Source organism: Bradyrhizobium sp. USDA 3256 (assembly GCF_054058275.1).
The window spans coordinates 3,530,446-3,549,679 of record NZ_JBSSAE010000002.1 but is presented as its reverse complement, the minus strand read 5'-3'; the positions used below and the strand labels follow the sequence as shown (position 1 = coordinate 3,549,679).

The window sequence follows — 19,234 nt, the reverse complement described above, 5'->3', positions numbered from 1 at the left end:
GGTTTCAGGTATGGACGACGGCAAGCTCGACGCCCTTGGGCAGACGATCGTGAGCGCGCTTCCGGGCGCGGCCACGGCGCACTCGGTCGCGTTCAATCAGCTCACTATCGACGTCGAGATTGGCAGAATCGTGGAGGTCGCCCGTTTTCTGCGTGACGATCCTGGCTCCCGTTTCGTCAACGTCACCGACGTGACCGCAGTCGACTATCCGAGCCGCGAGAAGCGTTTCGACGTCGTCTACCATTTGCTGTCGCCGACGCTGAACGCGCGCATCCGTTTGCGCGGGCAGGCCGACGAGACCACGCAGGTGCCGTCGATCATCGGCGTCTTCCCGGGCGCCGACTGGTTCGAGCGCGAGACCTACGACCTCTATGGCGTGATCTTCACCGGCCATCCCGACATGCGCCGCCTGCTGACGGACTACGGCTTCGACGGCCATCCGCTGCGCAAGGATTTCCCGCTCACCGGCTTCGTCGAGGTCCGCTACGACGACCAGGAGAAGCGGGTGCTGTACGAGCCGGTCCGGCTCAACCAGGAATTCCGCAAGTTCGATTTCCTTTCGCCCTGGGAAGGCGCGGACTATCCGCTGCCCGGCGATGAGAAGGCCAAGGCGGAGCCGAAGCCATGAATGAACAGCCGCAAAACCTTCGTAACTTTACGATCAACTTTGGGCCGCAGCATCCGGCGGCGCACGGCGTGCTTCGTCTTGTGCTGGAGCTCGACGGCGAAGTCGTCGAACGCGTCGATCCGCATATCGGCCTGCTTCACCGCGGCACCGAGAAGCTGATCGAGCACAAGACCTATCTGCAGGCGATTCCCTATTTCGACCGGCTCGACTATGTCGCGCCGATGAACCAGGAGCATGCGTTCTGCCTCGCGGCGGAAAAGCTGCTCGGCATCACGGTGCCGCGGCGCGGCCAGTTGATCCGCGTGCTGTACTGCGAGATCGGCCGCATCCTGTCGCATCTGCTCAACGTCACCACCCAGGCGATGGACGTCGGCGCGCTGACCCCGCCGCTGTGGGGCTTCGAAGAGCGCGAGAAGCTGATGGTGTTCTACGAGCGCGCCTCGGGCTCGCGCATGCACGCGGCGTTCTTCCGCGTCGGCGGCGTGCACCAGGACTTGCCGCCGAAGCTGATCGACGACATCGAGGCGTGGTGCGATCCATTCCTCAAGGTCGTCGACGACCTCGATCGGCTGCTTACCGGCAACCGCATCTTCAAGCAGCGCAACGTCGACATCGGCGTGGTGCCGCTGAAGGAAGCCTGGGAATGGGGCTTCTCCGGCGTGATGGTGCGCGGCTCCGGTGCGGCCTGGGACCTGCGCAAGTCGCAGCCCTACGAGTGCTACGCCGAGATGGATTTCGACATTCCGATCGGCAAGAACGGCGACTGCTACGACCGCTACCTGATCCGCATGGAAGAGATGCGCCAGTCGGTGCGCATCATGAAGCAGTGCATCCAGAAGCTCAAAGCACCCGACGGGCAGGGCCCGGTCGTGGTCGAGGACAACAAGATCGCGCCGCCGCGCCGAGGTGAGATGAAGCGCTCGATGGAAGCGCTGATCCATCACTTCAAGCTCTACACCGAAGGCGTGCACGTGCCGGCCGGCGAAGTCTATGCCGCGGTCGAGGCGCCGAAGGGCGAGTTCGGCGTCTACCTCGTCGCCGACGGCACCAACAAGCCCTACAAGTGCAAGATCCGCGCGCCGGGCTTCGCCCATCTGCAGGCGATGGATCACATCTGCAGGGGCCATTTGCTGGCCGACGTTTCCGCCATCCTGGGCTCGCTGGACATCGTGTTCGGCGAAGTCGACCGGTGACGATGTCCGCATCCGAACCGCGCGCAATGAGAGTTTGATCGATGTCCGTCCGCCGCCTTGCCCCGAAGGAATTGCAGCCCGCGAGCTTCACGTTCACGGACGAGAATCTCGCCTGGGCCAAGAAGCAGATCGAGAAGTATCCGCCGGGACGGCAGGCCTCGGCCGCGATCGCGATCCTGTGGCGCGTGCAGGAGCAGCACGACGGCTGGGTCTCGGAAGCGGCGATCCGCGCCGTCGCCGACCTGCTCGAGATGCCGCATATCCGCATGCTGGAGATCGCGACCTTCTACACCATGTTCCAGCTCTCGCCGGTCGGCAAGAAGGCGCATGTGCAGGTGTGCGGCACCACGCCGTGCCGGTTGCGCGGCGCCGCCGACCTGATCGAGGTGTGTCAACATCGCATCCATCACGATCCCTTCCAGCTGTCGAAGGACGGCAACTTCTCCTGGGAAGAGGTCGAGTGCCTGGGGGCCTGCGTGAACGCGCCGATGGTGCTGATCTGGAAGGACACCTATGAGGACCTGACCAAGGAAAGCTTCGGCAAGGTGCTCGACGGCTTTGCCGCCGGCAATCCGCCGAAGCCGGGTCCGCAGATCGACCGTCAGTTCTCGGCGCCCGCGGGCGGGCCGACGACGCTGAAGGAAACCACCTGATGCGAAGCTTTCAGGTGCTGGCAAACGGGCAGGAAAACAAGGCAGGAAGGGGCGCTGCGATGAAGGCCTGGCGCACGATCGCGCTGCACACCGCCGTCGCGGCCGGCTTCATGTTCCTGCTGCAGCGCTACGGCCTGAGCGCCACGCTGGAATCCAGCCTGTTGTGGGCCATCGTGTTCGGCGGCTGCGCTGCCGGGCTCGCTTATTCGCAAGCCAATCGGTGATGTTCGGAAAGTTTTGAGCATGCTCGACGACAAGGACCGCATCTTCAAGAACCTCTACGGCCTGCATGATTGGGGCCTCGAGGGCGCGCGCCGCAGAGGCGCCTGGGATGGCACCAAGGGGATCATCGACAAGGGTCGCGACTGGATCATCAACGAGATGAAGGCGTCGGGCCTGCGCGGCCGCGGCGGCGCCGGCTTCCCGACCGGCATGAAGTGGTCCTTCATGCCGAAGGAATCCAAGGACGGCCGTCCGAGCTACCTCGTCGTCAACGCCGACGAGTCGGAGCCCGGCACCTGCAAGGACCGCGAGATCATGCGGCACGATCCGCATCTCTTGGTCGAAGGCTGCCTGCTCGCGAGCTTCGCGATGGGTGCGCATGCCTGCTACGTCTATATCCGCGGCGAGTTCATCCGCGAGCGCGAGCGGCTGCAGGCGGCGATCGACCAAGCCTATGAGGCCAAGCTGGTCGGCAAGGACAATATCAACGGCTGGCCGTTCGACATCTATGTCGCGCACGGCGCCGGCGCCTATATCTGCGGCGAGGAGACCGCGCTGCTCGAGAGCCTCGAGGGCAAGAAGGGCCAGCCGCGGCTGAAGCCGCCGTTCCCGGCCAATGTCGGCCTCTATGGCTGCCCGACCACCGTCAACAACGTCGAGTCGATCGCGGTCGCGCCGGACATCCTGCGCCGCGGCGCCGCCTGGTTCGCCGGCATCGGCCGGCCGAACAATGTCGGCACCAAGCTGTTCTGCATCTCCGGCCACGTCGAGCGGCCCTGCAACGTCGAAGAGGCGATGGGGATTCCGTTCCGCGAGCTGATCGAGAAGCATTGCGGCGGCATCCGCGGCGGCTGGGGCAATCTGAAGGCCGTGATCCCCGGCGGTTCGTCGGTGCGCATGGTGCCGGCCGAGCAGATCATCGACACGCCGATGGATTTCGACTCGTTGAGCAAGCTGCGCTCGGGCCTCGGCACCGCGGCGGTGATCGTGATGGACAAGTCGACCGACCTGATCCGGGCGATCGCGCGCATCTCCTATTTCTACAAGCATGAGAGCTGCGGCCAGTGCACGCCGTGCCGCGAGGGCACGGGGTGGATGTGGCGCGTCTTGACCCGCATGGCCGACGGCCGCGCCCACAAGCGCGAGATCGACATGCTGCTCGAGGTCACCAAGCAGGTCGAGGGCCACACCATCTGCGCGCTCGGCGACGCCGCCGCCTGGCCGATCCAGGGCCTGATCGCGCATTTCCGTCACGAGATCGAAGAGCGCATCGACCAGTATTCGCACAAGGCCGATCTCGACGATCAGGGCGTTCGCGATCCCATGCACATGGTAGCCGCGGAGTAATGTTGGCGATGACGCAACAGGCCGCATGGTGGCAGAAGTACGGGACGCTTGCGCAGATGGCGCAGGCGACCGTGGCGCTGCTCGGCTTTGTTGCAATCCTGCTGCAGATCAACGAAATCCGCACCTCGAACCGCGCCTCCAGCGCGCGTTCGGCGTTTCTCGGCTACACCGATCTCGCATTCCAGAATCCGAAATTCGCTCAGCCCGATTACGAGGCCATCAAGGCCGCCGGCCGCGAAGAGCGGTCCCAATATGAGAGTTTTGTCTCGTACTTCCTCTACGCCTGCGAGGAGACCTTTGCCGCATTCGCGGACAAGCGCGAATGGCAAGCATCGTGTGACTACGACCTGAAACCGCATCTGCCGTTCCTCTGCGAGAAGAACCAGGCGCAGCCTGCCTATCTCGCGACCTACGGCGCCGACACCCAGCAATGGGTGAAGACTTCGTTGAAAACCGCGAGCGTCGCACCGCCCGACTGCAAGCTCGGAAAGACTTGAGACAGACATGAGCAAGATCATCGTCGATGGCAAAGAGATCGATGTGCCGCCGGAGTACACGCTGCTGCAGGCATGCGAGGCGGCCGGCGCGGAGATTCCGCGCTTCTGCTATCACGAGCGGCTGTCGATCGCCGGCAATTGCCGGATGTGCCTGGTCGAGGTGAAGGGCGGCCCGAAGCCGGTCGCCAGCTGCGCCTGGGCCGTACGCGATTGCCGTCCGGGACCGAAGGGCGAGCCGCCGGAGATCTCGACCCGTTCGCCGATGGTGAAGAAGGCGCGCGAAGGCGTGATGGAGTTCCTTCTGATCAACCATCCGCTGGACTGCCCGATCTGCGACCAGGGCGGCGAGTGCGACCTGCAGGACCAGGCGATGGGCTATGGCGTCGACACCAGCCGTTTCGCCGAGAACAAGCGCGCGGTCGAGGACAAGTATCTCGGCGCGCTGGTCAAGACCTCGATGAACCGCTGCATCCAGTGCACGCGCTGCGTCCGCTTCTCCGCCGAAGTCTGCGGCGCGCCGGAAATGGGCGCGACAGGCCGCGGCGAGGACATGGAGATCACCACCTATCTCGAGCAGGCGCTGAGCTCGGAGTTGCAGGGCAACCTCGTCGACATCTGCCCGGTCGGCGCGCTGACCTCGAAGCCTTACGCGTTCGCGGCGCGGCCCTGGGAGCTTGGCAAGACGCAGTCGGTCGACGTCATGGACGGCGTCGGCTCGGCGATCCGCGTCGACACCCGCGGCCGCGAGGTGATGCGCATCCTGCCGCGCATCAACGAGGCGGTGAACGAGGAGTGGATCTCCGACAAGACCCGCCACATCGTCGACGGCCTGCGCACGCAGCGCCTCGATCGGCCCTATGTGCGCGAGAACGGCCAGCTCCGGCCGGCGACCTGGCAGGAAGCCTTCGCCGCCATTGCCGCCAAGGCCGGCCGCAGCGACGGCAAGCGGGTCGGCGCGATCGCCGGCGATCTCGCCGCGGTCGACGAAATGTATGCGCTGAAGGAGCTGCTCGCGAAGTTCGGCTCGGTCAATCTCGCCGTGCAGGGCGGCGATGCGTTCGACGCTAAGGCCGGCCGCGGCTCCTACATCTTCAATCCGACCATCGCCGGTATCGACCAGGCCGACGCGATCCTGATCATCGGCTCGCATCCGCGCAAGGAAGCCGCGGTGCTGAACGCGCGGATCCGCAAGCGCTGGCGCACCGGCGGGCTCAAGGTCGGCATGATCGGCGCCAAGGCCGATTTCACCTATGACCATGAGTATCTCGGTGCGGGTACCGACACGCTGGCCGATCTCGTGGCGGGCAAGCACTCCTTTGCCGACGTGCTGAAGAACGCGCAGCACCCGATCATCCTGGTCGGCGCGGGCGCCTACACCAGGCATGACGGCGCTGCGGTGCTGGCGCAGGCCGCCAAGCTCGCTGTCAACGTCGGCGCGCTGAAGGACGGCTGGAACGGCTTTGCCGTGTTGCAGGATACTGCCTCGCGCGCCGGCGCGCTCGATATCGGCTTCTCGCCGGCGGCGGGTGGCCTGACCGCGGCGCAGATGACGACCTTCGGCACGCTCGACGTGCTGTTCTTGCTCGGCGCCGACGAGATCAAGGCGCCGGACGGCACCTTCGTGGTCTATATCGGCACCCATGGCGACCAGGGCGCGCATCGTGCCGACGTCATCCTGCCGGGCGCGGCCTATACCGAGAAGTCCGGCATCTACGTCAACACCGAAGGCCGGGCGCAGATCGCCAACCGCGCCGCGTTCCCGCCGGGCGAGGCCCGCGAGGACTGGGCGATCATCCGCGCGCTGTCCGACGTGCTCGGCAAGAAGCTGCCGTTCGACTCGCTGCAGGCGCTGCGGCAGGCGATGTTCAAGGCCTACCCGCATCTGATGCGGCTCGACCAGATCGAGGCCGGCAAGCCTGACGACGTCAAGGCGCTGGCAGGCAAGGGCGGCAGCGTCGACAAGGCGGCATTCAAGCCGACCATCGAGGATTTCTATCTGACCAACCCGATCGCGCGGGCCTCTGCCGTGATGGCGGAATGCTCGCGGCTGGCGTCGGGCCGAATGCTGACGGCAGCGGAGTGAGCGTGACCTGATGGCTGAATTCTTCGCAAGCTCGTTCTGGACCGACTTCCTCTGGCCGCTGATCATCATGGTCGCGGAGAGCTTGTTGCTGCTGGTCGTGCTCCTGATCGCGATCGCCTACATCCTGCTCGCCGACCGCAAGATCTGGGCGGCGGTGCAGATTCGCCGCGGCCCCAACGTGGTCGGCCCGTTCGGATTGCTGCAATCCTTCGCCGACCTCCTGAAATTCGTGCTGAAGGAGCCGGTGATTCCGTCCGGCTCCAACAAGGGCGTGTTCCTGCTGGCGCCGCTGGTGTCGTGCATCCTGGCGCTGGCCGCCTGGGCCGTGATCCCGTTCGATCTCGGCTGGGTGATCTCCGACATCAATGTCGGCGTTCTCTACATCTTCGCGATCTCGTCGCTGTCGATCTACGGCATCATCATGGCCGGCTGGTCGTCGAACTCGAAGTATCCGTTCCTGGCCGCGCTGCGCTCGGCGGCGCAGATGGTGTCTTACGAGGTTTCGATCGGCTTCGTCATCATCACCGTGCTGCTCTGCGTCGGCTCGCTGAACCTGTCGGCGGTGGTCGAGGCGCAGAACACCCGCGGGCTTGCGCACCTGATCGGGTTGCCGCAGCTCACCATCCTGAACTGGTATGTGTGGCCGCTGTTCCCGATGTTCGTCGTATTCTACGTCTCGGCGCTGGCGGAAACCAACCGTCCGCCATTCGACCTGGTCGAAGCCGAATCCGAACTGGTCGCCGGCTTCATGACCGAATACGGCTCGACCCCGTACCTCCTGTTCATGCTCGGCGAGTATGTCGCGATCACCACGATGTGCGCGCTGGCGTCGATCCTGTTCCTGGGCGGCTGGCTGCCGCCGGTCAACCTGCCGCCGTTCACCTGGATTCCGGGCATCGTCTGGTTCGCGCTGAAGGTGTTCTTCATGTTCTTCATGTTCGCGATGGCGAAGGCGATCGTGCCACGCTACCGCTACGATCAACTGATGCGGCTCGGCTGGAAGGTGTTCCTGCCGCTGTCGCTGGCGATGGTGGTGATCGTGGCCGGCGTGCTGCAGTTCGCCGGCATCGCGCCGAAGTGAGGCCGTCATGAGTGTCAATGTCAACGCAACAGCCCGCTCGCTTCTGCTGTCGGAATTCGTCTCGGCGTTCTTCCTCGCGATGCGCTATTTCTTCCAGCCGAAGCCGACGCTGAACTACCCCTTCGAGAAGGGCCCGATCTCGCCGCGCTTCCGCGGCGAGCACGCGCTGCGCCGCTATCCGAACGGCGAGGAACGCTGCATCGCCTGCAAACTGTGCGAGGCGATTTGCCCGGCGCAGGCGATCACGATCGAGGCCGGCCCGCGCCGCAACGACGGCACCCGCCGCACGGTGCGTTACGACATCGACATGGTGAAGTGCATCTATTGCGGCCTGTGCCAGGAGGCATGCCCGGTCGACGCCATCGTCGAGGGCCCGAATTTCGAATTCGCGACCGAGACCCGCGAGGAACTGTACTATGACAAGGCCAAGCTGCTCGCCAATGGCGACCGCTGGGAGCGTGAGATCGCGAAGTCGATCGCGCTCGACGCGCCGTACCGGTGAGGTGAGGGCATGATCCTTCCGGCGCTGTTCTTCTACCTGTTTGCTGCGGCCTGCGTGGCCTCGGCGGTGATGGTGATTGTCTCGCGCAATCCTGTGCACTCCGTGCTGTTCCTGATCCTGGCCTTCGTCAACGCGGCCGGGCTGTTCATCCTGATGGGCGCCGAGTTCCTCGGGATGATGCTGATCGTGGTCTATGTCGGCGCCGTCGCGGTGCTGTTCCTATTCGTGATCATGATGCTCGACGTCGACTTCGTCGAGCTGCGCGAGGGCTTCATCCAGTATCTGCCGATCGGCATCGTGATCGGCGGCATCTTCATGTTCGAGTTGCTGCTCGTCGTCGGCGCCTGGGTGATCAACCCGGCCGTGACCAAGACGATCACCGCGGCGATCCCGACCAATGTCAGCAACACCGAGGCGCTCGGCCTGGTGCTCTATACGAAGTACATCCATTACTTCCAGCTCGCCGGCATGGTGCTGCTGGTCGCGATGATCGGCGCCATCGTGCTGACGCTGCGCCACAAGGCCAAGGTCAAGCGGCAGAACATCAACGTGCAGAACGCGCGCACGCCCGAGATGGCGATGGCGATGCGCAAGGTGGCGTCAGGGCAGGGCCTGCAGGATGCCGACGCGGCGGAGTGGGTGAAATGACGATCGGGCTCGGACACTATCTCGCGGTCGCCGCGATCCTGTTCACGCTCGGGATCCTCGGCATCTTCCTCAACCGCAAGAACATCATCGTCATCCTGATGTCGATCGAGCTGATCCTGCTGTCGGTCAACATCAACCTGGTGGCGTTCTCGACCTTCCTCGGCGACATCGTCGGCCAGGTGTTCGCGCTCTTGGTGCTGACGGTGGCCGCCGCCGAGGCTGCGATCGGTCTCGCCGTGCTGGTGGTGTATTTCCGCAACCGCGGTTCGATCGCGGTTGAAGACGTCAATCTGATGAAGGGCTAGGCGCAGTTATGGTTCAGGCAATCGTATTCCTGCCTCTGCTGGGCGCCATCCTCGCAGGCATTATCTCGCTGGTCGGTGCCCATGCGCGCTGCCCGAGCGGCGATACCGTCGGCCATCACGACGATGCGCATGGGGATGCCCATGCCTCCGCGGCCCATGACGATCACGGCCATGATGACCATGGCCATGACGACCACCACGTCTCCGAGCCGCCGGCGGCGGGCTCCCGCCTTGCCGAGCTGATCACCACGGGCCTCTTGTTCGTCTCGGCCGCGCTGTCCTGGTTCACGCTGGTCGATGTCGGCTTCATGCACCACGACGCGCGCGTCGTGCTGCTGCCCTGGATCACCTCGGGCGACCTGCAGGTGGCCTGGACGCTCCGCGTCGACACCCTGACCGCGGTTATGCTGGTCGTGGTCAACACGGTGTCCGCGCTCGTCCACCTCTACTCCATCGGCTACATGGACGAGGACCCGAACCGGCCGCGCTTCTTCGGCTATCTCAGCCTGTTCACCTTCGCGATGCTGATGCTGGTGACGTCCGACAACCTGGTGCAGCTGTTCTTCGGCTGGGAGGGCGTCGGCCTCGCGAGCTACTTGCTGATCGGCTTCTGGTACCAGAAGCCGTCGGCCAATGCCGCGGCGATCAAGGCCTTCGTGGTCAACCGCGTCGGCGACTTCGGCTTCGCGCTCGGCATCTTCGCGATCTACGCGCTGGTCGGCTCGACCGATTTCGAGACCATCTTCCACGCCGCGCCGGGGCTGACCGGCAAGACCATCAACTTCTTCGGCTGGCAGGCCGACGCGCTGACCTTGACCTGCCTATTGCTGTTCATGGGCGCGATGGGCAAGTCGGCCCAGTTCCTGCTGCACACCTGGTTGCCGGACGCGATGGAAGGCCCGACCCCGGTGTCGGCGCTGATCCATGCCGCGACCATGGTTACCGCCGGCGTGTTCATGGTGGCGCGGTTGTCGCCGCTGTTCGAGTTGTCACCGACCGCGCAGGCGGTGGTGATGTTCTTCGGCGCGACCACGGCGTTCTTCGCCGCCACGATCGGGCTCGTGCAGAACGACATCAAGCGCATCGTCGCGTATTCGACCTGTTCGCAGCTCGGCTACATGTTCGTGGCGATGGGAGCGGGGGCCTATTCGGTCGGCATGTTCCACCTGTTCACGCACGCCTTCTTCAAGGCGCTGCTGTTCCTGGGCTCCGGCTCGGTGATCTACGCGATGCATCACGAGCAGGACATCCGCAACATGGGCGGGCTGTGGCGCAAGATCCCGTACACTTTCGCGGTGATGTGCATCGGCACCCTGGCGCTGACCGGCTTCCCGCTGTTCGCCGGCTACTTCTCCAAGGACGCGATCATCGAGGCGGCCTATGCGGCGCATAATCCGTTCGCGACCTACGCCTATCTCTTGACCATCGCGGCCGCCGGCCTGACCTCGTTCTACTCCTGGCGTCTGATCTTCAAGACGTTCTTCGGCGAGCCGCACGACCAGAAGCACTACGAGGCGGCGCATGAGAGCCCGGTCTGGATGCTGGTGCCGATCGGCGTCCTCGCCGCGGGCTCGATCCTCGCCGGCCTGCCGTTCAAGGAGCTGTTCGTCAACCCGCACGGCGTGGAAGAGTTCTTCCGCGAATCCGTGAAGATGAACCCGCACATCCTCGAGGACATGGAGCACATGCCGGGCTGGCTTGCGCCGCTGCCCACCGTGATGATGGCGCTCGGCCTGTTCATCTCGTATCTGTTCTACATCCGCAGGCCGTATCTGCCGGTCGAGCTCGCGCAGCAGCAGCCGATGCTGTACCAGTTCCTGCTCAACAAATGGTACTTCGACGAGCTGTACGACTGGATCTTCGTGCGCCCGGCGAAGTGGCTCGGCTACACGTTGTGGAAGAAGGGCGACGGCTTCATCATCGACGGCTTTGGTCCCGATGGCGTCTCCGCCCGCGTGCTCGACGTCACCCGCAACGTCGTGAAATTGCAGACCGGCTACCTCTATCACTACGCATTCGCGATGCTGATCGGGGCCGCCGGATTGATCACCTGGTTCATGTTCGGCTTGGGAGGCCAGTAAATGACAACCTGGCCCATCCTTTCGGTCACGACCTTCCTGCCGGCGGTCGGCGCGATCCTGGTCTATCTGCTGGCGCGGGGCGGTGACGAGACCGCGAGCCGCACGGCGCGCTGGATCGCGCTGTGGACCACGCTGATCACCTTCGCGATCTCGCTGATCCTGGTGGCGCGCTTCGATCCGGCCTCGACCGACTTCCAGTTCGTCGAGAAGGCGTCCTGGCTCGCCACCGGCATCAGCTATCACATGGGCGTCGACGGCATCTCGCTGCCGCTGATCATCCTGACCACCGCGATCATGCCGCTCTGCATCATCGCGAGCTGGAAGTCGGTGACGCAGCGCGTCGGCGAATACATGATGGCGTTCCTGATCCTGGAAACGCTGATGGTCGGCACCTTCTCGGCGCTCGATCTCGTGCTGTTCTATTTGTTCTTCGAAGGCGGCCTGATCCCGATGTTCCTGATCATCGGCGTCTGGGGCGGCCCGCGCCGGGTCTACGCGTCGTTCAAGTTCTTCCTCTACACCTTCCTCGGCTCGGTTCTGATGCTGCTCGCCATCATGGCGCTGTACTGGAACGCCGGCACGACCGACATCCCGACCCTGATGCATACCGCGGTGCCGCGGTCGATGCAGACCTGGGCGTGGCTGGCCTTCTTCGCCTCGTTCGCGGTGAAGATGCCGATGTGGCCGGTGCACACCTGGCTGCCCGACGCGCACGTCGAGGCGCCGACGGCGGGCTCGGTGATCCTGGCCGCGATCCTGCTGAAGATGGGCGGCTACGGCTTCCTGCGTTTCTCGCTGCCGATGTTCCCGCTGGCCTCGCACGACTTCGCGCCGTTCGTGTTCACGCTGTCCGTCATCGCCATCATCTACACCTCGCTGGTGGCGATGATGCAGGAGGACATGAAGAAGCTGATCGCATATTCGTCCGTCGCGCATATGGGCTTCGTTACCATGGGCATCTTCGCGGTGACCACGCAGGGCGTCGCCGGCGGCATGTTCCAGATGGTCTCGCACGGCATCGTCTCCGGCGCGCTGTTCCTCTGCGTCGGCGTCGTCTACGACCGCATGCACACCCGCGAGATCGCGGCCTATGGCGGTCTCGTCAACCGGATGCCGCTCTACGCGCTGACCTTCATGGTCTTCACCATGGCCAATGTCGGTCTGCCGGGCACGAGCGGATTCGTCGGCGAGTTCATGACGCTGCTCGGAACCTTCAAGATCTCGCTGCCGACCGCGTTCTTCGCCACCACCGGCGTGATCCTGTCGGCCTGTTACGCGCTTTGGCTCTACCGCAAGGTGGTGTTCGGCGCGCTGGTCAAGCCGTCCCTGATGTCGATCAAGGATCTCACCTTCCGTGAATGCGTGACGCTGTTCCCGCTGATCGCGCTGACCATCCTGTTCGGCGTCTATCCGAAGCCGGTGCTCGACATGTCGGCCGCCTCGGTCCAGCAGCTCGTCAACAATTACCAAACCGCCGTGACTGCCGTGAAGGCAGCCGCGCTGACCGTCCAGTAAGGCCCTCGTCATGAGCTTTTCCAGTGCAGGTTATCAGTTGCAGCCGGTGCTGCCGGAGCTGGTGCTCGCGGTCGGCGCGATGGTGCTGTTGATGATCGGAGCCTATCGCGGGCAGGGGACGACGCGGCTCGTCACGGCGCTCGCGATCTGTCTCCTGGTGCTGACCGGCGTGCTGGAGCTCTGGCTGCCGGCCGGCAAGCTGGTGACCTTCGGCGGCAGCTTCATCGTCGATGATTTCGCCCGCTTCCTGAAGGTCCTCGCACTGATCGCCTCGGCGGCAACCCTGATCCTGTCGACCGAATATCTGTCTCAGCCGTCGAGCCGCAACTTCGAGTTCTCGATCCTGGTGCTGCTGTCGACGCTCGGCATGATGGTGCTGATCTCGGCCGGCGATTTGATCTCGCTCTATCTCGGCCTCGAGCTGATGAGCCTTGCGCTCTACGTCGTCGCCGCCAGCCAGCGCGACAATGCCAAGTCGAGCGAGGCGGGTCTGAAGTATTTCGTGCTGGGCGCGCTGTCGTCGGGCATGCTGCTCTACGGCGCCTCGCTGATCTACGGCTTCACCGGCACCGTCAGCTTCGCCGGTATCGCGGCCGCCGCCACGACCGGCAGCATCGGTATCGTGTTCGGCCTGGTGTTCCTGCTCGCCGGCCTCTGCTTCAAAGTGTCGGCCGTGCCGTTCCACATGTGGACGCCGGACGTCTATGAGGGTGCGCCGACGCCGGTGACGGCGTTCTTCGCTTCCGCCCCGAAGGTCGCGGCGCTCGCGGTGTTCACCCGCGCGACGCTGACCGCGTTCCCGGGCATCGTCACCCAGTGGCAGCAGATCCTGGTATTCGTGGCGATCGCCTCGATGGCGCTGGGCTCGTTCGCGGCGATCGGCCAGACCAACATCAAGCGGCTGATGGCCTATTCCTCGATCGGCCATATGGGCTTTGCGCTGGTCGGCCTCGCCTCCGGCACGGTCGAGGGCGCCCAGGGCGTCCTGATCTACATCGCGATCTATGTCGCGATGACGCTCGGCTCCTTCAGCATCATCCTGGCGATGAAGCGGAACGGCCAGGCGCTGGAACAGATCAGCGATTTCGCCGGCCTCTCCCGCACCAATCCGCTGCTCGCCTTCATCTTCGCGATGCTGCTGTTCTCGCTGGCCGGCGTGCCGCCGCTCGCCGGGTTCTTCGGCAAATGGTACGTGTTCGTCGCCGCGATCAAGGCCAATTTGTTCACGCTCGCCGTGATCGGCGTGCTGACCAGCGTGGTGGGCGCGTTCTATTATCTGTCGATCGTCAAGGTGATGTATTTCGACCAGCCGCTCGGCAAGCTCGACCCGGTCCGCGTCGAGCTGCGCACTGTGCTGGCGGTCGCCGGCATCTTCAACATCTTCTACTTCGCCTATCCGGGCCCGCTGGTGAGCGTGGCCACGGCGGCGGCCAAATCACTATTTTGACGCGTGCGGCTCCGAAATCGGGATGCTGGCTTTCGGAACCAATCATGCGCATAACTCTGACATGACCTTCACGCTCGGGCCCCGGGCCATAGCGGCGGGCTACCGGCTCGCCGCCTTCGATCAGATCGGCTCGACCAATGCCGAGGCGATGCTGCGCGCCCGCGACGGCGAGCAGGGGCCGATGTGGTTCGTGACGCCGGAACAGACCGCGGGCCGCGGGCGGCGGCAGCGGGTCTGGGTCGCGCCGCGCGGCAATCTCGCCAGCACGATCCTCGAGGTGACGGACGTCCAGCCGGCAGTCGCCGCCACCCTGGGCTTTGCCGCCGGGCTGTCGCTCGAAGCCGCGCTGCGGAAGGTCAGCATCGAGGCGGCGCTGCGGCTCGGACCGGACAGCCCGAAGTTCACCCTGAAATGGCCGAACGACATGCTGGCCAACGGCAGGAAGCTCTCGGGCATCCTGCTGGAGGCCGAGGCCATCGGGAGCCGGCTGGCGGTCGTCGTCGGCATTGGCACCAATGTCGTCGCAGCACCCGAGGGGACGCCGACGCCGGCCGTATCGCTCGCGGCGCTCGGCATCCAGATCGGGGCGGAGGAGCTGTTTGCCGCGCTGTCGGACGCCTGGGTCGAGTTTCGCGGCATCTGGGACGACGGCCGCGGCTTCCCCGAGATCCGCCGGCTGTGGCTGGAGCGCGCGGCCGAGCTCGGCGAGAAGGTCGCGGTCCAGACCGGCTCGGCGACCCTTGAGGGCACGTTCGACACCATCGATGATACCGGCTGCCTGATCGTCCGCACCGCTGATGGTGAGCGCCTGCCCGTGACGGCGGGCGAGGTCTATTTCGGCACCGCAGCCTCGGTGAGGTCGAACTGATGGCGCGTCCGGACGAGCTCACCTTTGCGCCGCTCGGCGGCGTCGGCGAGATCGGCATGAACCTGTCGATCTACGGCTTCGGCAACCGCCACCAGCGGTCCTTCCTCGCGGTCGATCTCGGCGTCTCCTTCGGCGACGAGGAGCATCTGCCGGGCATCGACTTGATCATGCCCGACGTCCGCTTCCTCGAGAAGGAGCGCAACAATCTGATGGGCCTCGTGCTGACGCACGCCCATGAGGATCATTTCGGCGCGATCATCGATCTCTGGCCGAAGCTCGGCTGCAAGATCTATGCGACGCAATTCAGCGCGGCGCTGTTCGAGGCCAAATGCGCCGCCGAGCGCAACCCGCCAAAAATCCCGGTCACGGTGATCCCGTCGGGCGGGCGGGTCGATATCGGCCCGTTCAATGTCGAGTTCATCCCGGTCGCGCATTCGATTCCGGAATCGCACGCGCTGGCGATCAAGACCGATGTCGGCACCGTGCTGCACACCGGCGACTGGAAGATCGATCCGACCCCGATCATCGGCCAGCCGACCGACGAGCGGCGGCTGCGCGAGCTCGGCGACGAAGGCGTGCTGGCGCTGGTCGGTGATTCCACCAACGCGGTGCGCGACGGCCGTTCGCCTTCGGAGACCGAGGTCGCCGCCACCATCAAGAAACTGGTCAAGGCGGCCAAGGGCCGGGTCGCGGTCACGACGTTCGCGTCCAACGTCGCCCGGGTGCGCGCGGTAGCCGATGCGGCTAACGCCGCCGACCGCGAGGTGGTCGTGGTCGGCCGCGCCATGGAGCGCGTGGTGCAGGTGGCGCGCGAATGCGGCTATCTCGACGGCTCGCATAAATTCCGCAGCGCCGACTATTACGGCCATTTCCCGGCCGACAAGGTGCTGGCGCTGTGCACCGGCAGCCAGGGCGAGCCGCGCGCGGCGCTGGCGCGGATCGCCAATGACGACCATCCGCAGGTCACCCTGAACAAGGGCGACACCGTGATCTTCTCCTCCCGCACCATTCCCGGCAACGAGAAGGCGGTCGGCTCGATCATCAACAACCTGGTCATGCAGGGCGTCGAGATCATCACCGACCGTGAGCACCTGGTGCACGTCTCCGGCCACCCGCGCCGCGACGAGCTGCGGGACATGATCTCCTGGGTGCGGCCACAGCTCTTGATCCCCGTCCATGGCGAGGCGCTGCATCTGGCCGAACACGCCAAGCTGGCGCGCGCCGCCGGCGTGCCCAAGGTTCTGACCTGCCGTAACGGCAACCTCGTCAAGCTGGGGCCCGGCGAGCCCGGCATCATCGGCGAGGTGCCGGCGGGCCGGCTCTACAAGGACGGAACCATCCTCGAGGACGCCAAGTCGCGCGCCGTCGTGGAGCGGCGGCGGATGGGCTTTGCCGGCTGCGCCTTCGTCGCCATCGTCATGACCGAGCAGGGCGAGCTCGCCGACGATCCCGAGGTTGATCTGGTCGGCATGCCGGAGAACAATGCGGCGGGCGAATTGCTCGACGACATCGTGTTCGATGTGGTGGTATCGACGATCGAGGGCCTGCCGAAGCCGCGGCGGCGCGATCCGGACGCGCTGGGGGAATCGGTGCGCCGCGCGGTGCGGGCCGCGCTGAACGAGCAATGGGGCAAGAAGCCGATCTGCGTCGTGCACGTTCTGACGGTTTGAGCCTAAGCATGATCCGGAAAAGTACGAAGCGGTTTTCCGAAAAGATCAGCTCAACTAAAGGGAGAAAGAGATGCTGGGCCGGCTCAATCACGTCGCGATCGCGGTCAAGGACGCCAAGCAGGCTGCGAAGATCTACGGCACTGCCTTCAATGCCGAGATTTCCGATGCGGTGCCGCTGCCGGAACACGGCGTGATCACCGTGTTCGTGACGCTGCCGAACACCAAGATCGAGTTCATCGAGCCGCTCGGCGAGGCCTCGCCGATCGCGAAATTCGTCGAGCGCAATGCCGACGGCGGCATCCACCATGTCTGCTACGACGTGCCCGACATCATCGCGGCCCGTGACCGCATGATCGCCGAGGGGGCGCGGGTGCTGGGCGACGGCCAGCCGAAGATCGGCGCGCATGGCAAGCCGGTGCTGTTCTTCCACCCGAAGGACTTTTCCGGCGCCCTGGTCGAGATCGAACAGGCCTGAGGCCGCATGGCTTACCAAATCTCCACCGGGCTTGCGATCTACTTCGTCCTTTGGTGGCTCGTGCTGTTCCTGACGCTGCCGTTCGGCGTGCGCAGCCAGCACGAGGACAATGTTGGCGCGCCCGGCACCGACCCCGGCGCGCCGATCCTGGCGCGGATGGGCCGCAAGCTGCTGTGGACCACGCTGATTTCCGCCATGATCTTCGCGATCGCGATGTGGGCCTATCATTCCGGCTATCTCTCGATCGAGCGGCTGTCGAAACTGATGGGGATGCCGTTCTGATACGCAGTTTTCGTTGGATCAGAAGTAGCCTGCATGAGCGAAGCGACATGCGGGATCACGTTCCCGGGTATCGCTTCGCTCACCTGGGCTACGTACTGGTGGGGATGCTGTTTTAGAAACAGACGCCAATGGAGTGAGGATCAACCTCGCCCTGGCAATGCGGAGGAGGCGACCACGATGAACCTGCAGTCCCAGCCGGACTCCGGGCAGAGCGCATATCGAATCCTGCGGGAAGCCGATCTGCGGGACTATCTCGCGAGCCTTCCTGCCATCGTCGCGCAGCTCGGCGGCGCGCCGGCCGACTGGTCGATCAGCGAGGTCGGCGACGGCAACCTCAACCTCGTCTTCATCGTCAAGGGCGGAAGCGGCGGCCTCGCGGTCAAGCAGGCGCTGCCCTATGTGCGGCTCGTCGGCGAGAGCTGGCCGCTGCCGCTGTCGCGGGCGCATTACGAGCACATGGCGCTGGTGCATCAGGCGCGGCTGGCACCGATGCTCGTGCCGGCGGTGCTGCATCATGATGCGCCGCTCGCGCTCACCGCGATGGAGCTGCTCGAGCCGCACATCATCATGCGCAAGGGCCTGATCGAGGCCACGCGGTACCCGCGCTTTGTCGAGGATATCTCGACCTTCCTGGCGCAAACGCTGTTCTTCACGTCCGACCTTGCGCTGTCGGCCGCGGAGAAGAAGCAGGGCATCGCCGATTTCGCCGGCAACCACGCGCTGTGCAAGATTACCGAAGATCTGATCTTCACCGATCCCTACCGCATCGCCGAGCAGAACCGATGGACCGCGCCCTATCTCGACGCCACGGCCGCGGCCTTCCGTGAGGACCTCGACCTCCATGTCGCGATCAGCAGGCTGAAGCTGAAATTCATGGCGGGCCCGCAGGCGCTGCTGCACGGCGACCTGCACACCGGCTCGATCATGGTCACGGACAGCGAGACCAGGGTGATCGATCCCGAGTTCGCCTTCTACGGCCCGATGGGTTTTGATATCGGCGCCGTCATCGGCAACCTGCTGATGGCCTATCTGGCTTCCGCCGGCCACGAGCGCACGGAAGGCGAGCGCGCGTCATTCGAGGTGTGGCTGCTGGAAACCATCGAGGGTGTCTGGGGCGAGTTTGCCCGAAAGTTCCTCGCGCTGTGGCGCAGCGAGGCGAATGGCGACGGTTATCCGCCGTCGCTGTTCGCGGGCGAAGCGGGCGCCGCGCGGCTGGAGGCGGAACGGCAGGCCTATATGGCGCGGCTGTTCCAGGACACGGTCGGCTTCGCCGCGGCCAAGACCATCCGGCGCATCCTCGGCCTTGCGCACAACATCGACTTCGAGTGGATCGCCGACGAGAAGCAGCGCGCGATCTGCGAGGCGCGGGCTCTCAAGCTCGCGCGCAACATGATGCTGGAGGCGGCCTCGTTCACGACAATCGGCGCGATTACCTACGCCGCCCGCGAACTGCGCCACTGGCAGCCGGATTTTGCGAGGTAGCCGGGAATGTAGGATGGGTGGAGCGGAGCGATACCCATCGTTCTGACCGCGCGACAAGGGTTGATGGGTTTCGCTCCGCTCTACCCATCCTACGCAGCTCGGCTTTCCCTGTGCCCTCTTAAACGTGAGGGCGGAACGAACAGCAAAGCTCGGACAAATCATGTCGCGAGAAGGCGGATGTTTGACTCACAAGCGATACACACTCGGCGTCGTCCCGGCGAAGGCCGGGACCCATAACCACCAATGATTATTGTT

19 protein-coding genes are annotated in these 19,234 nt (G+C 64.9%); all 19 read left to right on the top strand.

Features of this window, described 5'->3' with window-relative positions; genetic code table 11:
- Positions 1-10: 10 nt before the first annotated feature.
- The 19 genes from ACVWY5_RS18380 (at position 11) to mtnK (ending at position 18,979) form a co-directional block, all read left to right on the top strand.
- A complete protein-coding gene (locus ACVWY5_RS18380; RefSeq protein ID WP_028333970.1) occupies positions 11-628 on the top strand; it encodes an NADH-quinone oxidoreductase subunit C in 618 nt (205 codons plus the stop codon).
- Positions 625-1,821, top strand: a complete 1,197-nt coding sequence (locus ACVWY5_RS18375) for an NADH-quinone oxidoreductase subunit D (protein WP_016847751.1) — start codon at positions 625-627, stop codon at positions 1,819-1,821. Before ACVWY5_RS18380 ends, ACVWY5_RS18375 begins: the two co-directional genes overlap by 4 nt.
- A 41-nt stretch (positions 1,822-1,862) precedes the next feature.
- Positions 1,863-2,474 carry an NADH-quinone oxidoreductase subunit NuoE gene (gene nuoE, locus ACVWY5_RS18370; protein WP_016847752.1) on the top strand — a complete coding sequence of 204 codons (612 nt, stop codon included), beginning with the start codon at positions 1,863-1,865 and terminating at the stop codon, positions 2,472-2,474.
- Entirely contained in the window at positions 2,474-2,698 is a 225-nt protein-coding gene (locus ACVWY5_RS18365; RefSeq protein ID WP_050384881.1) for a hypothetical protein, read from the top strand. The genes nuoE and ACVWY5_RS18365 overlap by 1 nt, the downstream gene beginning before the upstream one ends.
- 19 nt (positions 2,699-2,717) lie before the next feature.
- On the top strand, positions 2,718-4,043 hold the full coding sequence (nuoF, locus tag ACVWY5_RS18360; RefSeq protein WP_028333971.1) for an NADH-quinone oxidoreductase subunit NuoF: 1,326 nt from the start codon (positions 2,718-2,720) through the stop codon (positions 4,041-4,043).
- Between the two features lie 8 nt (positions 4,044-4,051).
- The gene (locus tag ACVWY5_RS18355; RefSeq protein WP_137477838.1) at positions 4,052-4,540 is read left to right on the top strand and encodes a hypothetical protein; all 489 of its coding nucleotides are present in this window, start codon (positions 4,052-4,054) and stop codon (positions 4,538-4,540) included.
- A gap of 7 nt (positions 4,541-4,547) precedes the next feature.
- Positions 4,548-6,623 (top strand): NADH-quinone oxidoreductase subunit NuoG, encoded by a 2,076-nt coding sequence (nuoG, locus tag ACVWY5_RS18350; RefSeq protein ID WP_028333973.1) that lies wholly within the window; start codon positions 4,548-4,550, stop codon positions 6,621-6,623.
- 10 nt (positions 6,624-6,633) lie between these two features.
- Positions 6,634-7,704, top strand: a complete 1,071-nt coding sequence (gene nuoH / locus ACVWY5_RS18345) for an NADH-quinone oxidoreductase subunit NuoH (RefSeq protein WP_028333974.1) — start codon at positions 6,634-6,636, stop codon at positions 7,702-7,704.
- A 7-nt stretch (positions 7,705-7,711) separates the two neighbouring features.
- Positions 7,712-8,206, top strand: coding sequence for an NADH-quinone oxidoreductase subunit NuoI (nuoI, locus tag ACVWY5_RS18340; RefSeq protein WP_018271854.1), 495 nt, complete (start codon positions 7,712-7,714; stop codon positions 8,204-8,206).
- Positions 8,207-8,215: 9 nt separating this feature from the next.
- Positions 8,216-8,854, top strand: a complete 639-nt coding sequence (locus ACVWY5_RS18335; protein WP_028333975.1) for an NADH-quinone oxidoreductase subunit J — start codon at positions 8,216-8,218, stop codon at positions 8,852-8,854.
- The gene (gene nuoK, locus ACVWY5_RS18330; RefSeq protein ID WP_016841823.1) at positions 8,851-9,159 is read left to right on the top strand and encodes an NADH-quinone oxidoreductase subunit NuoK; all 309 of its coding nucleotides are present in this window, start codon (positions 8,851-8,853) and stop codon (positions 9,157-9,159) included. Before ACVWY5_RS18335 ends, nuoK begins: the two co-directional genes overlap by 4 nt.
- Before the next feature lie 8 nt (positions 9,160-9,167).
- The gene (gene nuoL / locus ACVWY5_RS18325) at positions 9,168-11,240 is read left to right on the top strand and encodes an NADH-quinone oxidoreductase subunit L (RefSeq protein WP_028333976.1); all 2,073 of its coding nucleotides are present in this window, start codon (positions 9,168-9,170) and stop codon (positions 11,238-11,240) included.
- Positions 11,241-12,755, top strand: a complete 1,515-nt coding sequence (locus tag ACVWY5_RS18320) for an NADH-quinone oxidoreductase subunit M (protein ID WP_028333977.1) — start codon at positions 11,241-11,243, stop codon at positions 12,753-12,755.
- Between the two features lie 10 nt (positions 12,756-12,765).
- Complete coding sequence (nuoN, locus tag ACVWY5_RS18315) at positions 12,766-14,202, top strand: NADH-quinone oxidoreductase subunit NuoN (RefSeq protein ID WP_026192819.1); 1,437 nt, start codon at positions 12,766-12,768, stop codon at positions 14,200-14,202.
- A gap of 61 nt (positions 14,203-14,263) precedes the next feature.
- Positions 14,264-15,070, top strand: coding sequence for a biotin--[acetyl-CoA-carboxylase] ligase (locus ACVWY5_RS18310; RefSeq protein ID WP_028333978.1), 807 nt, complete (start codon positions 14,264-14,266; stop codon positions 15,068-15,070).
- Positions 15,070-16,740, top strand: a complete 1,671-nt coding sequence (locus ACVWY5_RS18305) for a ribonuclease J (protein ID WP_028333979.1) — start codon at positions 15,070-15,072, stop codon at positions 16,738-16,740. The genes ACVWY5_RS18310 and ACVWY5_RS18305 overlap by 1 nt, the downstream gene beginning before the upstream one ends.
- Before the next feature lie 70 nt (positions 16,741-16,810).
- A complete protein-coding gene (mce, locus tag ACVWY5_RS18300) occupies positions 16,811-17,215 on the top strand; it encodes a methylmalonyl-CoA epimerase (protein ID WP_016841811.1) in 405 nt (134 codons plus the stop codon).
- A gap of 6 nt (positions 17,216-17,221) precedes the next feature.
- A complete protein-coding gene (locus ACVWY5_RS18295) occupies positions 17,222-17,497 on the top strand; it encodes a DUF1467 family protein (protein ID WP_028333980.1) in 276 nt (91 codons plus the stop codon).
- Between the two features lie 177 nt (positions 17,498-17,674).
- On the top strand, positions 17,675-18,979 hold the full coding sequence (mtnK, locus tag ACVWY5_RS18290; RefSeq protein WP_038377429.1) for an S-methyl-5-thioribose kinase: 1,305 nt from the start codon (positions 17,675-17,677) through the stop codon (positions 18,977-18,979).
- Positions 18,980-19,234: the final 255 nt, after the last annotated feature.

Coding starts and splice junctions, on each gene's coding strand:
- ACVWY5_RS18380 (WP_028333970.1), top strand. CDS start 11: ATGGACGACGGCAAGCTCGACGCCCTTGGGCAGACGATCGTGAGCGCG.
- ACVWY5_RS18375 (WP_016847751.1), top strand. CDS start 625: ATGAATGAACAGCCGCAAAACCTTCGTAACTTTACGATCAACTTTGGG.
- nuoE (WP_016847752.1), top strand. CDS start 1,863: ATGTCCGTCCGCCGCCTTGCCCCGAAGGAATTGCAGCCCGCGAGCTTC.
- ACVWY5_RS18365 (WP_050384881.1), top strand. CDS start 2,474: ATGCGAAGCTTTCAGGTGCTGGCAAACGGGCAGGAAAACAAGGCAGGA.
- nuoF (WP_028333971.1), top strand. CDS start 2,718: ATGCTCGACGACAAGGACCGCATCTTCAAGAACCTCTACGGCCTGCAT.
- ACVWY5_RS18355 (WP_137477838.1), top strand. CDS start 4,052: ATGACGCAACAGGCCGCATGGTGGCAGAAGTACGGGACGCTTGCGCAG.
- nuoG (WP_028333973.1), top strand. CDS start 4,548: ATGAGCAAGATCATCGTCGATGGCAAAGAGATCGATGTGCCGCCGGAG.
- nuoH (WP_028333974.1), top strand. CDS start 6,634: ATGGCTGAATTCTTCGCAAGCTCGTTCTGGACCGACTTCCTCTGGCCG.
- nuoI (WP_018271854.1), top strand. CDS start 7,712: ATGAGTGTCAATGTCAACGCAACAGCCCGCTCGCTTCTGCTGTCGGAA.
- ACVWY5_RS18335 (WP_028333975.1), top strand. CDS start 8,216: ATGATCCTTCCGGCGCTGTTCTTCTACCTGTTTGCTGCGGCCTGCGTG.
- nuoK (WP_016841823.1), top strand. CDS start 8,851: ATGACGATCGGGCTCGGACACTATCTCGCGGTCGCCGCGATCCTGTTC.
- nuoL (WP_028333976.1), top strand. CDS start 9,168: ATGGTTCAGGCAATCGTATTCCTGCCTCTGCTGGGCGCCATCCTCGCA.
- ACVWY5_RS18320 (WP_028333977.1), top strand. CDS start 11,241: ATGACAACCTGGCCCATCCTTTCGGTCACGACCTTCCTGCCGGCGGTC.
- nuoN (WP_026192819.1), top strand. CDS start 12,766: ATGAGCTTTTCCAGTGCAGGTTATCAGTTGCAGCCGGTGCTGCCGGAG.
- ACVWY5_RS18310 (WP_028333978.1), top strand. CDS start 14,264: ATGACCTTCACGCTCGGGCCCCGGGCCATAGCGGCGGGCTACCGGCTC.
- ACVWY5_RS18305 (WP_028333979.1), top strand. CDS start 15,070: ATGGCGCGTCCGGACGAGCTCACCTTTGCGCCGCTCGGCGGCGTCGGC.
- mce (WP_016841811.1), top strand. CDS start 16,811: ATGCTGGGCCGGCTCAATCACGTCGCGATCGCGGTCAAGGACGCCAAG.
- ACVWY5_RS18295 (WP_028333980.1), top strand. CDS start 17,222: ATGGCTTACCAAATCTCCACCGGGCTTGCGATCTACTTCGTCCTTTGG.
- mtnK (WP_038377429.1), top strand. CDS start 17,675: ATGAACCTGCAGTCCCAGCCGGACTCCGGGCAGAGCGCATATCGAATC.